Genomic DNA, 15269 nt, shown 5'->3' with positions numbered 1-15269 from the left:
ATGCTCAGCCGGACCGCTTCCGACCTGTACTGGATGTCGCGCTACCTGGAACGCGCGGAGAACCTCGCCCGCATGCTCGACGTCAGCTACTCGCTGTCGCTGTTGCCGCAGGACCGCAACGGCGGCGGCCTGGACGAACTGGCCATGCCGCTGCTGATCACCGGCACCCTCGACGCCTACCTGGAGCGCCACGGCGAACTGGCCGCCGAGCGCCTGCTGAGTTTCTTCGCCCTCGACCCGGACAACCCGGCGAGCATCTACAGCTGCCTGGCTGCAGCGCGCGCCAGTGCCCATGCGGTACGCGGGCGGATCACCCTGGACATGTGGGAGAACATCAACGCCACCTGGCTGGAAATGCGCGGCATCGCCGCCGAGGGCATCCTGCGCTATGGCATCAGTCGTTTCTGCGAATGGGTGAAGGACCGCTCGCACCTGTTCCGCGGCGCGACCTTCGCCACCAGCATGCGCAACGATGCGTTCCGCTTCATCCGTCTCGGAACCTTCATCGAACGCGCCGACAATACCTTGCGCCTGCTCGATGCGCGCTACCAGACCCAGGGCGAAGCGGCGCTCGCCGGGGCGGACGAGGGCACCGCGCGCGGCTACTACCAGTGGAGCGCGCTGCTGCGGGCGCTATCCGCCTTCGAGGGCTACACCGAGCTGTACCGCGCCTCGCCCAACGCGCGCAACATCGCCGAATTGCTGCTGTTGCGCGAGGACGTGCCGCGTTCGCTGCTGTCCTGCATCGAGGAACTGAGCGAGATCCTTTCCGGCCTGCCCGGTGTCAACGGCCGGCCGGCGCAGCGCCTGGCCGCCGAGCTGGAGGCGCGGGTGCGCTACACCGGCATCGACGAGGTGCTGGAGCAGGGCCTGCATACCTGGATCACCGACTACATCCTGCTGGTTCGCCAGTTGGCCAACGCCATTCACAGCTCCTACCTGGAGGCCGCATGAGACTCTCGATCGCCCACGACACCACCTATCGCTACGAAGACCGGGTGCGCGCCAGCATCCAGTACCTGCGCCTGACCCCGCAGGACAGCGAGCGCCAGCACGTGGTCGATTGGCGCCTGGACCTGCCGCGCCCGGCGCGGCCGCTGCGCGATCCGTACGGCAACATCCTGCACGTCCTGACCCTGGACGAACCGCATGAGTCGGTCCTGATCGCCGCCCACGGCCTGGTCGAGATCGACGAGGAGCGTGAGGTGGAGCACGATCGCCAGTCGCCGTTGCCGTTCCTGCGCAGCACCCGCCTGACCGGCGCCGATGCCGAGATGCGCGCCTTCGCCGAACGCGCCATGGGCGGCCGCAAGGATCGCGGCGGCCTGCTCGACCTGATGCATGCGCTGCACGAGCATATCCTCTACCAGCCGGGGGCGACCCGCGTCGACAGCACCGCCATCGAGGCCTTCGGCGCACGCGCCGGGGTCTGCCAGGACCATGCCCATGCCTTCCTCGCCTGCATCCGCAGCCAGGGTGTGCCGGGGCGCTATGTCTCCGGCTACCTCTACACCGAGGACGACACGCACCTGGCCAGCCATGCCTGGGCCGAGGCCTGGCTCGGCGACGGCTGGTACAGCTTCGACGTGACCAACCGGCTCGGCCGTCCGGAGCGCCATCTCAAGCTGGCCGTCGGCCTCGACTACCTGGATGCCTGCCCGGTGCGCGGCTTGCGCCGTGGCGGCGGTTGCGAGCAGATGCATGCGCGGGTGCTGGTCAGCGCGCCGCTGCTGCAGGTGCAGCAACAGTGACGATCCATTGCGCGCCTGGCGTTATCGGCGATTGCCTTTACGCTTGAGGGGCGGGGACGGACGGAATAAGGAAGATTCGAGATGACCTACTGTGTCGCGATGCACCTGGCCGACGGCTTAGTGTTCGCCTCCGATTCGCGGACCAACGCCGGGATCGACCATATCGCCACCTTCCGCAAGCTGTTCACCTTCGGCACGCCCGGCGAGCGCCTGCTGGTGGTGCAGACGGCCGGCAACCTGGCGACCTCGCAATCGGTGATCAACCTGCTGCAGCAGCGCATCCGCCGGGACGGCGCCAGCCTGCTCAACGTGCCCTCGGTCTACGACGCCACGGCGCTGATCGCCGAGACCACCCGCGAGGTGATGGCCCGCGACGGCGGCAATCTGGCCGGCAATACCGACCTGAGCTGCTCCTTCCTGGTCGGCGGGCAGATCGCCGGCGGACCGCCGGCGCTGTACAGCATCTACCCCCAGGGCAACTTCATCCAGGCCACGCCGGACACGCCTTTCCTGCAACTGGGCGAAAGCAAGTACGGCAAGCCGATCCTCGACCGCAACCTGACTTTCGACACGCCGCTGGAGCAGGCCCTGCGCTGCGCGCTGGTGTCGTTCGACTCGACCATCCGCAGCAACCTCTCGGTGGGCATGCCGCTGGACCTGCTGGTCTACCACCGCGACAGCCTGATCCTGCCGGAGGGCTACCGGGTCACCGAGGACGACGCCTATTTCAGCGCCATCCGCCGCCAGTGGAGCGCCGGCCTGCACGACTTGCTGGAGCGCCTGCCGTCGCCGCCCTCGGCGTACAACATCTGACGCCGCTTCAGCCGGCCGCGCCCGCTTTGCGGCCGGCCATGTGGCGCAGGTAGCCGATCAGCTGGCGCAACTCCTGGTCGTCGATCACCCGTTCCGGGAACGCCGGCATTTTCGCCTGTGGCCATTGCCGCAGCGCCTGCGGGTCGCGGATGTAGCGGGAGAGGAATTGCGGCTGGAAGTACTCGGTGGGGTTGTACGGCAGGTTCAGGTCCGGGCCGAACTGGGCGTCGCCGGCACCGTTGAGACGGTGGCAGGCCAGGCAGTTCTTCTGGAACACGGCGAAGCCGGCGCGCACTTCCGCGCTGGCGTCGGCGGCCGGCAGCAGGGCCGGGAAGCGTTCGGCCAGAGGGGGCTGATAGCGGATGCGGACGACCTGGAAGGGCCATTGCTCCGGACCGATGCGTTTTTCCTCGGGTTTGCTCCAGACCAGATAGAACGGCCCGGCGGACGGCTTGCCGGCGCCCAACGGCGGCCAGGGGCGCTGCGGATCCTCTATCGCCAGCCAGGCTTGCGAGCCCTGTTCGGCGAGCAGCGGGGCGGCCGGCAACTCGGCGGCGAAGCCATCGCTGGCCACGGCCTGCAAATGGTCTTCGGGATGCACGCCTTTCAACAAGGCCGCCAGTGGCACGGCGCGGTAGCGCATGTTCCGGCGGTAGGCGACGTCGGCCGGGATGTCCAGGTCGCGGGCCTGCGGATGCCTGAGCAGTTCTTCGCTGCTCCAGGTCTGCGTGCCCCCCGGCAGTTCCAGGCGGAGCTCGGCGGCCCAGGCGGCAGCCGCAGGGAAGAGCAGGGCACCTAGCAACGCCAGGCGCGGGAGAGTGACAGGCATGCGGGTTCCTCGTGCATCCGCCGGTTATGACATGGAGCGAGAGATTGGCACGGAACGGGGGCCTCGCGGTAGCATGCGGGCCATTGCATAGCTGGCTAACCAAGGGGTTCCCGTGCTCGCCGAGTTGTTCGCCGTGATGGCGCCCGTGCTGTTCGGCGCCGGTGTCGGTTATGTCTGGGTCCGTCTCGGACACGCCTATCCGACCGAGTTCGTTTCGCGCATCGTGTTCAACATCGGTTCGCCATGCCTGATCCTCGCCACCCTGGCGCATACCCGGGTGGACCTGCATAGCTTCGGCCGGATGGCCCTGGCCAGCGCGCTGATCTGCGTCTGCATGGCTGCGCTGGGCTGGGCGGCGGCGCGCCTCGGGCGCCAGGAGTGGCAGGTGCTGGTGCCGGCCTACAGCTTCCCGAATGTCGGCAACATGGGCCTGCCGGTGTGCTTGTATGCGTTCGGCGAGGCGGGGATGACCCTGGCGGTGGCGTTCTACCTGATCATGTCGATCGGCAACTTCAGCCTCGGCGTGTTCTGGATGAGCGGCGAGCGCTCCTGGCGCTCGCTGCTGGGCAATCCGATCCTGCTCAGCGTGCTACTGGCCTTGTTGTTGATGGGGCTCGACCTGCAACTGCCGCGCTGGATGGCGAATACCGTCGACCTGATGGCCGGGCTGACCATTCCGCTGATGCTGATCACCCTCGGCGTGTCCCTGGCCAGCATCCGTCCGCGGCAACTGGGCAATGGCTTCTTCTATGGCGGCCTGCGTCTTCTGCTGGGGGCGCTGGTGGGCTGGTCGGTGGCGCTGGCGTTGCAATTGCCGCCGCTGGCGCAGGGGGTGCTGGTGGTGCAATCGTCGATGCCGGTGGCGGTGTTCAACTATCTCTACGCCTTGCGCGGCAATCGTTCGCCGGATCAGGTCGCCAGCCTGGTGCTGTGTTCGACCTTGCTGTCGTTCGCCTTCATTCCGCTGCTGCTGACCTGGTGGCTGCCTGCGCTGCGCTGACCGCGAGGCGGTGCGCAGCGTGCAGGCAGCAGGATGCCCTAGCGGATCAGACTGTTAAGGTTGGGAAGGATCAGGATGACTGTGGTGGCGAAGACGATGAGGCTCGCTTGCCGCCATCTTTTTGGCTGCTCGTTCAACATGGCCTGTCTGCCTTTCTTGTTGTCGGGTGGCTGCCTGCTCCGCGCTACGGCCCGGCGGAACGGCTTGCCACGCAGTGGCGTACTCTTCGGTCGGCCCGGCATCCCCGGCGTCGACCTCCCTTTCGAACGCTTGCATGAATCAGTCTAAGCCCCGGCCTGCGCGGGCTTAGACCACTTGGATACAAGCTGCTCCGGTCTAGACATATTCCCTCTATATGACAGCGTGGTGACGGCTCTGGCGTGCGTCTCGACCGTTCGTCCGGTGTCCGGGTTTCCGGTCGAAAGATGGCATGGTGCTATCTTCCCGGCGTTGCAGGCTGAGCTTGGCGGTCAATCAGCCTGAGCGGTTCGGTCATTGTCCCGCCGGCGAGCCTGTTTAAGGTAGGCGGAGGCCCGCTCGGCCGGACGAGAACAGGATAAGAGAGACCGCCATGACCGACGCATTCATTTACGACGCCGTGCGTACTCCCCGCGGCAAGGGCAAGAAGGATGGCGCGCTGCACAGCGTCAAGCCGGTGAACCTGATGGCCGGGCTGTTGCGCGCGGTCCAGCGGCGCAACGACCTGGATACCGCCCAGGTCGACGATATCGTGCTCGGCTGCGTGACGCCGGTGGGCGACCAGGGCGCCGATATCGCCAAGACCGCGGCGCTGGTGGCCGACTGGGACGAACAGGTTGCCGGCGTGCAGATCAACCGTTTCTGCGCCTCCGGCCTGGAGGCGGTGAACCTGGGGGCGATGAAGGTACGCTCCGGTTTCGAGGACCTGGTCCTGGTCGGCGGCGTCGAGTCCATGTCACGCGTGCCGATGGGCTCCGACGGCGGCGCCTGGGCACTGGATCCGGAAACCAACCTGCACACCAGCTTCGTCCCGCAAGGGATCGGCGCCGACCTGATCGCCACCCTGGAAGGCTTCAGTCGCGCCGATGTCGATGCCTTCGCCCTGCGCTCCCTGCAGAAGGCCGCCAAGGCCCGCGCCGAAGGGCTGTTCGGCAAGTCGCTGGTGCCGGTCGCCGACCAGAACGGCATCGTCCTGCTCGACCACGATGAGTTCATTCGCGCCGACTCCACCCTGGAAGGGCTCGCCGCGCTCAAGCCGAGTTTCGAGATGATGGGGCAGATGGGCTTCGACGCCACCGCGCTGCGCAAGTACAGCCAGGTCGAGCGCATCGAGCACGTGCATACGCCGGGCAACAGCTCGGGGATCGTCGACGGCGCCAGCGCCATGCTCATCGGCTCCGAGGCCAAGGGCCGCGAACTGGGCCTGAAGGCGCGGGCGCGGATCGTCGCTACCGCGGTGACCTCCACCGACCCCACCATCATGCTTACCGGCCCCGCGCCGGCGACCCGCAAGGCCCTGGCCAAGGCCGGCCTGAAGGTGGAAGACATCGACCTGTTCGAAGTCAACGAGGCGTTCGCTTCGGTGGTGATGAAATTCATGAAGGACATGGGCGTGGCGGAAAGCAAGGTCAACGTCAACGGCGGCGCCATCGCCATGGGCCACCCGCTCGGCGCCACCGGCTGCATCATCCTCGGCACGCTGCTCGACGAACTGGAGCGGCGCAACCTGCGCTACGGCCTGGCCACCCTCTGCGTAGGTGGCGGCATGGGCATCGCCACCATCATCGAGCGCGTGTGAAGGGAGAACCGGAATGACTGACGCTATCCGTTACGAAAAAGGCCAGGACAACGTCGTCGTCCTGACCATGGACATGCCCGGGCAGAGCGCCAACACCATGAACGGTGTCTACCGCGAGGCGATGGCGAAGACCATCGCGCGGCTGGAGGCGGAGAAAGAGGGGATCGCCGGCGTGGTGCTGACCTCGGCGAAGAAGACCTTCTTCGCCGGCGGCGATCTCAACGAGCTGATCAAGGTCACCAAGGCTGACGCCCCGGCCTTCTACCAGGGCATCCTCGAACTCAAGGGCCAACTGCGGCGCCTGGAGACCCTCGGCAAGCCGGTGGTCGCCGCGATCAACGGCGCTGCGCTGGGCGGCGGCTGGGAGATCTGCCTGGCCTGCCACCACCGCATCGCCCTGGACAATCCCGGCGTGCAGCTCGGCCTGCCGGAGGTGACTCTCGGCCTGTTGCCGGGCGGCGGCGGGGTGGTACGTATGGTGCGCCTGCTTGGCCTGGAGAAAGCCCTGCCGTACCTCGCCGAAGGCAAGAAGGTGCGTCCGGCGGAAGCGCTCAAGGCCGGGCTGATCCACGAACTGGCCGACAGCACCGAGGAAATGCTGGAGAAGGCCCGCGCCTGGATCCTCGCCAACCCGGCGGCGAAGCAGCCCTGGGACAGCGCCGGCTACAAGATTCCCGGCGGTACGCCTGCCAGTCCCAACGTGGCGCAGATGCTGGCCATCGCACCGTCGGTGCTGCGCGACAAGACCAAGGGTTGCTTCCCGGCGCCCGAGAAGATCATGTGCGCGGCGGTGGAGGGCGCCCAGGTCGATTTCGACACCGCGCAACTGATCGAGGCGCGCTATTTCACCGAGCTGACCACCGGCCAGGTGGCGAAGAACATGATCGGCACCTTCTGGTTCCAGCTCAACGAGATCAACGCCGGCAAGTCGCGGCCGCAGGGGTATCCGGTGCGGGAGACGAAAAAGGTCGGCGTGATCGGCGCCGGGATGATGGGCGCGGGCATCGCCTACGTATCGGCGGCGGCCGGCATCGAGGTGGTGCTCAAGGACGTCTCGCTGGAAGCGGCGGAGAAGGGCAAGGCTTATTCGGCCAGGCTGCTGGACAAGAAAGTTGCGCGCGGGCACCTGTCCGCCGAGAAGCGCGACGCCTTCCTCGCGCGGATCGTGCCGAGCGTCAGCGAAGCCGACTTCGAAGGCTGCGACCTGATCATCGAGGCGGTCTTCGAGGACCGCGCGCTGAAAGGCAAGGTCACCGCCGAGGCCGAGAAGCATGCCCTGGCCGATGCGGTGGTGGCGTCCAATACCTCGACCCTGCCGATCACCGGGCTGGCCCAGGCGGTGGCGCGGCCGGAGAAGTTCATCGGCCTGCACTTCTTCAGCCCGGTGGACAAGATGCCGCTGGTGGAGATCATCCGCGGCGAAAAGACCAGCGACGAAACCCTGGCACGCGGTTTCGACTACGTGCTGCAGATCAAGAAAACGCCGATCGTGGTCAACGACAGCCGCGGCTTCTTCACCTCGCGGGTATTCGGCACCTTCACCAACGAAGGCATCGCCATGCTCGGCGAAGGCGTGAGCGCCGCGATGATCGACAACCAGGCGCGCCAGGCCGGTATGCCGGTGGGGCCGCTGGCGATTTCCGACGAAGTCTCGCTGAGCCTGATGACCCACATCCGCAACCAGACCGCCCGTGACCTCGAGGCCGAGGGCAAGGCTCTGCCGACGCACCCCGCGTTCGCCGTGATCGACCTGATGGTCAATGAGTACAAGCGCCCGGGCAAGGCGGCCGGCGCCGGCTTCTACGACTACCCGGCGAACGGCAGGAAACATCTCTGGGCGGAACTCAAGAGCCGCTTCGAGAAGCCCGATGCGCAAATATCCGCCGAGGACGTACGCGACCGCCTGCTGTTCATCCAGGCCATCGAGACCGTGCGTTGCGTGGAGGAGGGGGTATTGCACTCCACCGCCGACGCGAACATCGGCTCGATCTTCGGTATCGGTTTCGCCGCCTGGAGCGGGGGCGCCTTGCAGTTCATCAACCAGTACGGCCTGAAGGACTTCATCGCCCGCGCCCAATACCTGGTCGAACAGTACGGCGAGCGCTTCGAGCCGCCGGCGCTGTTGCTGGAGAAGGCGGCGAAGGGCGAGCTATTCTGAGTCCTGACGTCGCATGGAGAGCCGGCCTTCGGGCCGGCTTTCTCGTGGTCGCGTACCGCGGCGGATGACGCCACCCCGGTATCCCCTGGTTCTTGCCAGCCAGGCCGCCACGGGTAGGGCGAATAGCGCCGTGGGCGCTATCCGCCGATATGCCGAGGTTCGGCGGATAACCGCGATGCGGTTATGCGCCCTACGCCGTGCGTCGGTACAGGCCCTTGCCTCCAGGCCGCCACGGGCGCTTCCGCCGATGTGCCTACGCGGGACCTGGGTGTTCCTCGCCGGGGTAGCGCAGCAGGTCGATCACGGCGCTCAACGCCGCCGGGTGGTTGCGGCGGTTCGGATAATAGAGATGGAAACCGGGAAAGGGGGCGCACCAATCCGCCAGGACCCGTTCCAGGCGGCCGGCGGCGAGGTGCTCGGCGACTTCCTCCTCGATGGCGAAGGCAATCCCGACATCGGCCAGCGCCGCCTGTAGCATCAGGCGCGGGTCGTCGAGGACCAGCGGTCCGCTCACGGCCACCGAAAGCGCTTTCGTGCCCTTGCTGAATTGCCATTTGTACAGCTCTCCGGAAGACACCTTGCGCCAGCCGATGCAACGGTGGCCGAGCAATTCCTCCGGGCTACCCGGCCTGCCTTGCCGTCGGAAGTAAGCCGGGGTCGCGACGATGGCCAAGCGCAGGTCCGGGCCGACCCGCACGGCGCGCATGCCGTGCTGGAGGTCTTCGCCGAGGCGGATGCCGGCGTCGAAACCGGCTTCGACGATATTGGCGAAACTTTCGTCCGCCACCACTTCCAGGGTGATGCCGGGATAGTCGCGGGCCAGTTCGCCGAAACGTGGCGCGAGGACGAGACCGATGGCGTTTCGCGGTGCGTTGATTCGTACCAGGCCGTGAGGCGTTTCGCGAAAGCGGTTAAGGCTGTCCAGCGCGGCGGCAATGTCTTCGAACGCCGGGTCCAGGTGCGCCAGCAGGTGCTCGCCGGCCTCGGTCGGCGAGACGTTGCGAGTGGTGCGGTTGAGCAGGCGGATGCCGAGCTGGGTTTCCAGTTCGCGCAGGGTGTGGCTGAGCGTCGGCGGGGTTACGCCGAGGGTGGCGGCGGCGCGGCGGAAACTGCGTTCGCGAGCGATGGCGACGAAGGCGGCGAGACCGGCGAGATCGGGCTTCTTCATTGGATTATTAAAATAACTCGATCAATGAAAGAGATTTTTCCAGGATAGTTAGCTATTCGGCAGCAATATAGCATCGTCGGGAAACCTGGCTCATGAACAGGCTGGGCCGGGGAAACCACTCTTTTCAGAGCCTTCCGACGAGGTCGTACGATGCAGCATGTCCGTCTTGGCAACAGCGGCCTGAAAGTCTCCCGGCTCTGCCTGGGGTGCATGACCTATGGCGTTCCGGCGTGGCGTCCGTGGGTGCTGGACGAGGAACGGGCGCGTCCGTTCATTCGCGAGGCGCTGGAAGCCGGGATCGACTTCTTCGACAGTGCCGATATCTATTCCACCGGCGAGAGCGAGCGGATCCTCGGGCGCGCGCTCAGGGACTTCGCGCAGCGCGAGGACCTGGTAATCGCCACCAAGGCGTTCTTTCCCATGAGCGACAGGCCCAACGCCTGCGGCTTGTCGCGTAAGCACCTGCTTGCCAGCGTGGATGCCTCGCTGCGGCGGTTGGGTACGGACTACCTGGATCTCTTCGTGATCCATCGCTTCGATCCGGACACCCCGATCGAGGAAACCTGCGAAACCCTCGACAGCCTGGTGCGCGTCGGCAAGGTCCGTTACCTCGGCGCCTCGTCGATGCCGGCCTGGCGCTTCATGAAGATGCTCGCCTTCCAGCGCCACCACGGCCTGGCGCAATTCATCTCGATGCAGAGCCAGTACAACCTGATCGTTCGCGAGGACGAGGAGGACCTCGTGCCGCTGTGCCGGGAAGAGGGGATCGCGTTGACGCCCTGGTCGCCGCTGGCGCGTGGGCTGCTGGCCGGAGCGCGAAGCGCCGGCACGCTGCGGACCCGGACGGACGAACAGGCCCCGCGCTGGTACGGCGGCAGGGAGGAAGTCGAGTCGACCCTCGGCGCGTTGGAGAAAATCGCCGCAGCCCGCGGGCTTCCACCGGCGCAACTCGCCCTGGCCTGGCTGCTTGGCCGGAACGGTGTCGCCGCGCCGATCGTCGGCCTGTCCAGGCCGCATCACCTCGAGGATGCCCTCGCGGCGCTGACGCTGGACCTCGCCGAAGAGGAGTGCGCCACGCTGGAGGCGCCGCTCACGGTGCGCGCCCGGACCCCGCGCTGGTAGGGCGCACATCGACGGAGAAAGCATGATGAGACGACAGGCTTCCGTGTTGCTGCTGGTATCCATGGTATCGGCGACCGTCTTGCCGGTTTTCGCCCGTGCGCCGGGCGAGCGCGAGCCGTCCTGCGCCGCGACGAGCATCGTCCTGCCAGCGGGGGCCCGGTATCCCAACGGCATCGCCCATGCCGCCGATGGAACGCTGTACGTCGGTCTGGTCACCAGCGGGCGCATCCTGCGCAAGCCTCCCGGGGGCGAGTGGGAAACCTTCTTCGCCGGCAGCCCGGCGATCTTCGCTGCCACCGCGCTGCGGCTGGACGAGCCGCGTGGCCTGCTCTGGGGCAATTCGCCGGACTTCCTACCCGCTGGCCGGCGCCGGCCGCATGGGGTGTTCGCCCTGGATCTCGCGAGCGGTGCCGTGCGCCGATACCTGACCCTGCCCGGCGACGGGATGGGTAACGATCTCGCGGTGGCGCCGGACGGAACGGTCTACCTGAGCGAAACCCGGGATGGCAGCCTGATGCGGCTGCGGCCCGGGGAACCGGCGTTCCAGGTGTTGCTGCGCGACAGCCGCCTGGCCGGCCCCGGCGGCCTGGGCGCGGCGGGCATCGTCCGGGTGGACGACGACACCCTGCTGGTCGGCAACTTCGGTAGCGGGGCGATCCATGTCGTCGAAGGGGTCGCCACGCGTCCGCGGCTGCGCGAGATGGAGCTGCCCCGAACGCTGGAGAATCCGGATGGCATGGCGCTGGCTCCGGACGGCTCGCTGATCGTGCTGGAGAACGCCATCCGCAGCGGCGCCGGCAAGGTGCTGCGGATCGCCGAGCCCCTCGCTCCAGGGCGGCGCGGCATCGAAGTGATACGCGAGGGCCTGGAGTCGCCGGTCAACCTGACCGTCACCGGACAGGGTTGCGCCTATGTCAGCGAGTCACGCATTCGCCATCGCCTGTTGCCGGGGCGCGAGGGCGAGGTGCCGGCGCATTTCCTGATCCATCGGCTGCCCCTGGATGCGGCCGGGGGCCGTTGATCGGCCGCTCAGGTGTTGGCGAAACGGCCTTCCAGATAGGCGATGATCTCGCTGGATTCGTACATCCAGCGCACCTGGCCGTTTTCCTCGATGCGCAGGCACGGCACCTTGACCTTGCCGCCGCCTTCCAGCAAAGCCTGGCGGGCCTGCGGATCGTTCATGGCGTCCTTGAGTTGCATCGGCAGGTTCAGCCGGTGCATGGCGCGGCGTGTCTTCACGCAGAACGGACAGGCGCGGAACTGGTAGAGCGACAGGTTCCGCAGCGCCCGCTCGACCTCGGCCTGGGCCTCGGCGCTGCGCTGCAGCTTGCGGGGGCGGCTGACGAAGTCGGCGAGGATAATCGCCTGACCCAGTCCGTTACGTACTGCCTTGAGCAACATGGCGTGTGCCTCGCGGGAAAACCGCCAGTTTACGTGGCGGTTCCGGGCATGGGGAGTCCTTCCGTCTCCTGTGCAGATTTCTTTACGGCTGGGCGTCTCGGGAATCTTTCTGCCGCCTGCTTGTTTTTTGGCGAATCGTCCGGATATTCCTTTCGAGGCCAGGGCGACGGTTCCCTTGCCCGCGCTCCTGTGTTAATTAAATCAAACGAAAACGACAATAACCCCACTTCTTCAGAGAGTCTTTATGTCGCTCCGCATCTGTATCCTGGAAACCGATATCCTTCGTCCCGAGCTGATCGAGCGCTACGAAGGCTACGGCCGGATGTTCCAGCAACTGTTCGCCAAGCAACCGATCGCCGCCGAATTCGTCATCTACAACGTGGTGGAGGGGCGCTATCCGGCGGACGACGAGCGCTTCGACGCCTACCTGGTGACCGGCAGCAAGGCCGACTCCTTCGGTCCCGACCCGTGGATCCAGACCCTGAAGACCTTCCTCCTGGACCGCTACGAGCGCGGCGACAAGCTCCTCGGCGTGTGTTTCGGCCACCAGTTGCTGGCCCTGCTGCTCGGTGGCAAGGCCGAGCGCGCCAGCCAGGGCTGGGGCATGGGCATCCACCAGTACCAGTTGAACGAACGGGCCGACTGGATGAGCCCGGCGCTGCCGGACCTGACCCTGTTGATCAGCCACCAGGACCAGGTCACCCGGCTGCCGGAAAACGCGCGGGTGATCGCTTCCAGCGACTTCTGTCCCTATGCCGCCTACGCCATCGGCGACCAAGTGCTGTGCTTCCAGGGGCATCCCGAGTTCGTCCACGACTATTCCCGCGAACTGCTCGAACTGCGCCAGCAGCACCTGGGTGAGGAACTCTATCGCAAGGGGGTCGATAGCCTGGCGAGGGATCACCAGGGCACCGTCGTCGCCGAATGGATGATGCGTTTCGTCGCGCGCCAGCCGACCGGCGCCTGAGCCGGCCCCGCGCCATGCGAGCGCCGCCAGCCTCCCGGGGTTGGCGGCGTTTTCGTTTCAGGCCGGGCAGTCGAGGATGAAGCGCTCCGGGATCCAGCGCTGCGGGCGTGCCGGCGGGGTGCCGCTCTGCAGCTTCAGCGCCAGGTTGGCCGCCAGCGCGCGGACCATCGCCTGGTTGCATTCGATGGTGCGCGCCAGTGCGCCTGCCGAGCCTTGGGCGAGGCCGAGTAGCGAGTAGCCATTGGTCAATATCGCCAGGGCGGCGACGATCCAGAATTTCCGTGTTTGCCTTCTCATGCTGTTTCCCGGGAAAGAAGCCGGCGTTCAACCGGCGCGTCGACTGTTCAACCCCGAGAGCAGGCCTGGCAGGGCCTGGCCGATCTGGTTGGAGAAGGTCGTGGCGGTGTCGTTGTCCGGTGTGGCGTTCCTGGCGCTTTCGGCGCCGGCGACGAGGCTCAGCACGACCAGCATGAGGATGGCGTACAGACCCAGGGTGGCCAGGGCGGTGTTGCGGGCGTAATGGCGTGGGCTGCGACGTTTCATGGCGGCTTCCGTGATCGATACCTCGGATGGGCATAGGATCGCGGAGAAGAATTCGATTGGATAACGAATTGTCGCGCTATTAACTATCGACAGAAATGATGCTTTGGCCGAACGACCGGTACGGGTTGCGGGGCCCGGGTTCGGGCCCGATGGATCAGGACGAAGTCGGCGTGAGCAGGCGATCGACCACCTGCCGGGCTCGCTCGAAGGAGGGGTAGCCGCTGCGCGCGACCGGCAGCTCGGCGTAGGCCTGGCGATAGGTCTCGGCCTTGGGAATGTCGGCGCGCGGCAACAGGAAGGGCTCGGCGTAGATCTTGTAGAGCATCGCGTTGGCCAGCGGGTAGCGTCGCTCGGCGGAACGTTCGAGGAGGCGGGTGATGCGCTCGCAATCGCTGGCCTGGCCGTCGCGGCGAGCGATCAGCACGGCCTGGTAGAAGTCCGCCTCGCCGCTGCGGTCGTCGCGCGCCGCGCGCTCCAGCAGGGCCTGGGCCAGCGGCAGGCGATCGCGGTCGTTGGCGACGATGATCAGTTTCGCCTGCAGCATGTCGTTCTCGTACAGCAGTTTTTCCCTGTCGCTGTCCTGGCGGCAGGTGGCGCAGCTTGCCAACAGCGGGATCAGGCAAAGTGCAATCCATTTCGGCATGGCGGTTGTTTCCTTGTCATGGATGAGACGGCACGAGGCTGGAATCCAATGGAGAGGCGAGGCGCCTCCAAGGTTCCCTCGCATGCAGTCTAGTCGGCCCGTAGCGGATGGGACCGGCCGTTCTTGATACGCATCAACTGGCGCCGGCGGGCAAGGCGTACGGTGAAAGATGCAGGGCGGCGCACGAAGCGCCTGTCCCGAAGCCAAGAAGGAAACGCTCATGATTCGTGAAGTTGAAGGTGACATTCTGCTTTCCGGGGCCCAGGTGATCGCCCACGGCATCGCGCCCCAGGACCATTTCGACAGCGGCCTGGCCCTCGCCTTGCGCGAACGCTGGCCGTCGATGGTTCGCGACTACCGGCATGCCGCCCATGCCAGGGCGCCCGAGCCGGGCGGCATCTGGGTCTGGGCCGGGGTCGACGAGCAGGGCAAGACCCAGTGCATCGTCAACCTGATCACCCAGGGCATGCTGCACAGCGGTCGTAGCGCCAAGCCGGGCAAGGCGAGCCTGGAGGATGTCGGCCATGCCCTGCGCGAGCTGGCCCGCTATGTGCGCAGCGAAGGGGTGAGCAGCCTGGCTCTGCCCTGCGTGGCGACGGGAGTGGGCGGGCTGGACTGGTCCGAGGTCAAGCCGCTGGTGGTTCGCCACCTGGGCGACCTGGAGATCCCGGTGATTCTCTACGAGGTCTATCGCAAGGGCGTGGCGGCCGAGGAAAAGCTGGCCTGAACGAAAAGCCCGGCGTGAGCCGGGCTTTTCAGGGTTGCGGGGAAAAGAAAAACGTTCCTGGCAGGCGGCGTTCAACCCTGCGCATCGGTGTCGCTCGCGGTTGGCGCCGTGGCCTGTTGCTGCTGGGCCTGCTCGATGGCGTGCTGGTTCAGTTGGACCATGCGGTTTTCCATCAGGCTGGATTCGTCGGCGAAGCTGGCTTGCACTGCGAGGGTGGTAGCCATGCCGAGGAGAATGGCGGCGAAGACATTGCGTTTCATGATGACCTCCGGTTTTCCTTGGGAATGTCATCAGGATAATTCGTAATAATTTTTTAAAAATAGCAGTTCTGGAGAGTTACCTTTGCGTAATAAGTAATTATTGGGCGCAA

General features: G+C 66.3%; 17 protein-coding genes. 10 read left to right on the top strand and 7 right to left on the bottom strand.

Annotated elements, in window-relative coordinates; translation table 11 throughout:
* The 3 genes from VQ067_RS17250 (at position 1) to VQ067_RS17240 (ending at position 2564) form a co-directional block, all read left to right on the top strand.
* The gene (locus VQ067_RS17250; RefSeq protein WP_003087742.1) at positions 1 to 954 is read left to right on the top strand and encodes an alpha-E domain-containing protein; all 954 of its coding nucleotides are present in this window, start codon (positions 1 to 3) and stop codon (positions 952 to 954) included.
* Positions 951 to 1751 carry a transglutaminase family protein gene (locus VQ067_RS17245; protein WP_033991544.1) on the top strand — a complete coding sequence of 267 codons (801 nt, stop codon included), beginning with the start codon at positions 951 to 953 and terminating at the stop codon, positions 1749 to 1751. Before VQ067_RS17250 ends, VQ067_RS17245 begins: the two co-directional genes overlap by 4 nt.
* An 81-nt stretch (positions 1752 to 1832) precedes the next feature.
* Positions 1833 to 2564, top strand: coding sequence for a peptidase (locus tag VQ067_RS17240; protein ID WP_003100716.1), 732 nt, complete (start codon positions 1833 to 1835; stop codon positions 2562 to 2564).
* Positions 2565 to 2571: 7 nt separating this feature from the next.
* On the opposite strand, the gene VQ067_RS17235 is transcribed toward VQ067_RS17240, so the two are convergent.
* Entirely contained in the window at positions 2572 to 3393 is an 822-nt protein-coding gene (locus VQ067_RS17235) for a cytochrome c (RefSeq protein ID WP_019484633.1), read from the bottom strand.
* Positions 3394 to 3505: 112 nt separating this feature from the next.
* Here VQ067_RS17235 and VQ067_RS17230 point away from each other — a divergent pair, with 112 nt between their 5' ends.
* The 3 genes from VQ067_RS17230 to VQ067_RS17220 all read left to right on the top strand — a co-directional run bounded on the left by VQ067_RS17230 (position 3506) and on the right by VQ067_RS17220 (position 8328).
* On the top strand, positions 3506 to 4393 hold the full coding sequence (locus VQ067_RS17230; RefSeq protein WP_003087746.1) for an AEC family transporter: 888 nt from the start codon (positions 3506 to 3508) through the stop codon (positions 4391 to 4393).
* A 571-nt stretch (positions 4394 to 4964) separates the two neighbouring features.
* Positions 4965 to 6170, top strand: a complete 1206-nt coding sequence (locus tag VQ067_RS17225) for an acetyl-CoA C-acetyltransferase (RefSeq protein WP_033991546.1) — start codon at positions 4965 to 4967, stop codon at positions 6168 to 6170.
* A gap of 13 nt (positions 6171 to 6183) precedes the next feature.
* Positions 6184 to 8328 (top strand): 3-hydroxyacyl-CoA dehydrogenase NAD-binding domain-containing protein, encoded by a 2145-nt coding sequence (locus VQ067_RS17220; RefSeq protein ID WP_023112521.1) that lies wholly within the window; start codon positions 6184 to 6186, stop codon positions 8326 to 8328.
* 253 nt (positions 8329 to 8581) lie between these two features.
* On the opposite strand, the gene VQ067_RS17215 is transcribed toward VQ067_RS17220, so the two are convergent.
* On the bottom strand, positions 8582 to 9496 hold the full coding sequence (locus VQ067_RS17215) for a LysR family transcriptional regulator (RefSeq protein WP_033991548.1): 915 nt from the start codon (positions 9494 to 9496) through the stop codon (positions 8582 to 8584).
* 150 nt (positions 9497 to 9646) lie between these two features.
* On the opposite strand from VQ067_RS17215, the gene VQ067_RS17210 reads away from it, so the two are divergent.
* Together VQ067_RS17210 and VQ067_RS17205 are read left to right on the top strand one after the other, a co-directional pair.
* Positions 9647 to 10618, top strand: coding sequence for an aldo/keto reductase (locus tag VQ067_RS17210; RefSeq protein ID WP_033991550.1), 972 nt, complete (start codon positions 9647 to 9649; stop codon positions 10616 to 10618).
* A 22-nt stretch (positions 10619 to 10640) separates the two neighbouring features.
* On the top strand, positions 10641 to 11639 hold the full coding sequence (locus VQ067_RS17205; RefSeq protein WP_033991552.1) for a Vgb family protein: 999 nt from the start codon (positions 10641 to 10643) through the stop codon (positions 11637 to 11639).
* Between the two features lie 8 nt (positions 11640 to 11647).
* Here the strand turns inward: VQ067_RS17205 and VQ067_RS17200 are convergent, their stop codons facing one another.
* Positions 11648 to 12019: a glutaredoxin family protein gene (locus VQ067_RS17200; protein ID WP_033991553.1), complete on the bottom strand. Its 372-nt coding sequence runs from the start codon at positions 12017 to 12019 to the stop codon at positions 11648 to 11650.
* 244 nt (positions 12020 to 12263) lie between these two features.
* On the opposite strand from VQ067_RS17200, the gene VQ067_RS17195 reads away from it, so the two are divergent.
* Positions 12264 to 12986: an amidotransferase gene (locus VQ067_RS17195; RefSeq protein WP_003087753.1), complete on the top strand. Its 723-nt coding sequence runs from the start codon at positions 12264 to 12266 to the stop codon at positions 12984 to 12986.
* Positions 12987 to 13043: 57 nt separating this feature from the next.
* Here VQ067_RS17195 and VQ067_RS17190 read toward each other — a convergent pair whose 3' ends face one another.
* The 3 genes from VQ067_RS17190 to VQ067_RS17180 form a co-directional block, all read right to left on the bottom strand.
* Positions 13044 to 13283, bottom strand: a complete 240-nt coding sequence (locus VQ067_RS17190) for a hypothetical protein (protein ID WP_003087754.1) — start codon at positions 13281 to 13283, stop codon at positions 13044 to 13046.
* A 27-nt stretch (positions 13284 to 13310) separates the two neighbouring features.
* Positions 13311 to 13529 carry a hypothetical protein gene (locus VQ067_RS17185; RefSeq protein WP_003098091.1) on the bottom strand — a complete coding sequence of 73 codons (219 nt, stop codon included), beginning with the start codon at positions 13527 to 13529 and terminating at the stop codon, positions 13311 to 13313.
* A gap of 154 nt (positions 13530 to 13683) precedes the next feature.
* Positions 13684 to 14172, bottom strand: a complete 489-nt coding sequence (locus VQ067_RS17180) for a hypothetical protein (RefSeq protein ID WP_023091972.1) — start codon at positions 14170 to 14172, stop codon at positions 13684 to 13686.
* A 220-nt stretch (positions 14173 to 14392) separates the two neighbouring features.
* Between VQ067_RS17180 and VQ067_RS17175 the strand changes: the two genes are divergently transcribed.
* Complete coding sequence (locus VQ067_RS17175; protein ID WP_003087757.1) at positions 14393 to 14899, top strand: macro domain-containing protein; 507 nt, start codon at positions 14393 to 14395, stop codon at positions 14897 to 14899.
* 71 nt (positions 14900 to 14970) lie between these two features.
* Here the strand turns inward: VQ067_RS17175 and VQ067_RS17170 are convergent, their stop codons facing one another.
* Positions 14971 to 15159, bottom strand: coding sequence for a hypothetical protein (locus VQ067_RS17170; RefSeq protein ID WP_003087758.1), 189 nt, complete (start codon positions 15157 to 15159; stop codon positions 14971 to 14973).
* Positions 15160 to 15269 lie beyond the last annotated feature (110 nt).

The organism is Pseudomonas sp. KBN12P06040 (assembly GCF_037574965.1).
GTDB lineage: Bacteria > Pseudomonadota > Gammaproteobacteria > Pseudomonadales > Pseudomonadaceae > Pseudomonas > Pseudomonas aeruginosa.
This window is presented reverse-complemented; position numbering and strand designations above follow the sequence as displayed.

Excerpts from the sequence above, each read along its gene's own strand:
- VQ067_RS17195 (WP_003087753.1), top strand. The coding sequence starts at position 12,264 with ATGTCGCTCCGCATCTGTATCCTGGAAACCGATATCCTTCGTCCCGAG.
- VQ067_RS17200 (WP_033991553.1), bottom strand. The coding sequence starts at position 12,019 with ATGTTGCTCAAGGCAGTACGTAACGGACTGGGTCAGGCGATTATCCTC.
- VQ067_RS17175 (WP_003087757.1), top strand. The coding sequence starts at position 14,393 with ATGATTCGTGAAGTTGAAGGTGACATTCTGCTTTCCGGGGCCCAGGTG.
- VQ067_RS17225 (WP_033991546.1), top strand. The coding sequence starts at position 4,965 with ATGACCGACGCATTCATTTACGACGCCGTGCGTACTCCCCGCGGCAAG.
- VQ067_RS17235 (WP_019484633.1), bottom strand. The coding sequence starts at position 3,393 with ATGCCTGTCACTCTCCCGCGCCTGGCGTTGCTAGGTGCCCTGCTCTTC.
- VQ067_RS17190 (WP_003087754.1), bottom strand. The coding sequence starts at position 13,283 with ATGAGAAGGCAAACACGGAAATTCTGGATCGTCGCCGCCCTGGCGATA.
- VQ067_RS17240 (WP_003100716.1), top strand. The coding sequence starts at position 1,833 with ATGACCTACTGTGTCGCGATGCACCTGGCCGACGGCTTAGTGTTCGCC.
- VQ067_RS17205 (WP_033991552.1), top strand. The coding sequence starts at position 10,641 with ATGATGAGACGACAGGCTTCCGTGTTGCTGCTGGTATCCATGGTATCG.
- VQ067_RS17210 (WP_033991550.1), top strand. The coding sequence starts at position 9,647 with ATGCAGCATGTCCGTCTTGGCAACAGCGGCCTGAAAGTCTCCCGGCTC.
- VQ067_RS17250 (WP_003087742.1), top strand. The coding sequence starts at position 1 with ATGCTCAGCCGGACCGCTTCCGACCTGTACTGGATGTCGCGCTACCTG.
- VQ067_RS17220 (WP_023112521.1), top strand. The coding sequence starts at position 6,184 with ATGACTGACGCTATCCGTTACGAAAAAGGCCAGGACAACGTCGTCGTC.
- VQ067_RS17215 (WP_033991548.1), bottom strand. The coding sequence starts at position 9,496 with ATGAAGAAGCCCGATCTCGCCGGTCTCGCCGCCTTCGTCGCCATCGCT.
- VQ067_RS17170 (WP_003087758.1), bottom strand. The coding sequence starts at position 15,159 with ATGAAACGCAATGTCTTCGCCGCCATTCTCCTCGGCATGGCTACCACC.
- VQ067_RS17180 (WP_023091972.1), bottom strand. The coding sequence starts at position 14,172 with ATGCCGAAATGGATTGCACTTTGCCTGATCCCGCTGTTGGCAAGCTGC.
- VQ067_RS17185 (WP_003098091.1), bottom strand. The coding sequence starts at position 13,529 with ATGAAACGTCGCAGCCCACGCCATTACGCCCGCAACACCGCCCTGGCC.
- VQ067_RS17245 (WP_033991544.1), top strand. The coding sequence starts at position 951 with ATGAGACTCTCGATCGCCCACGACACCACCTATCGCTACGAAGACCGG.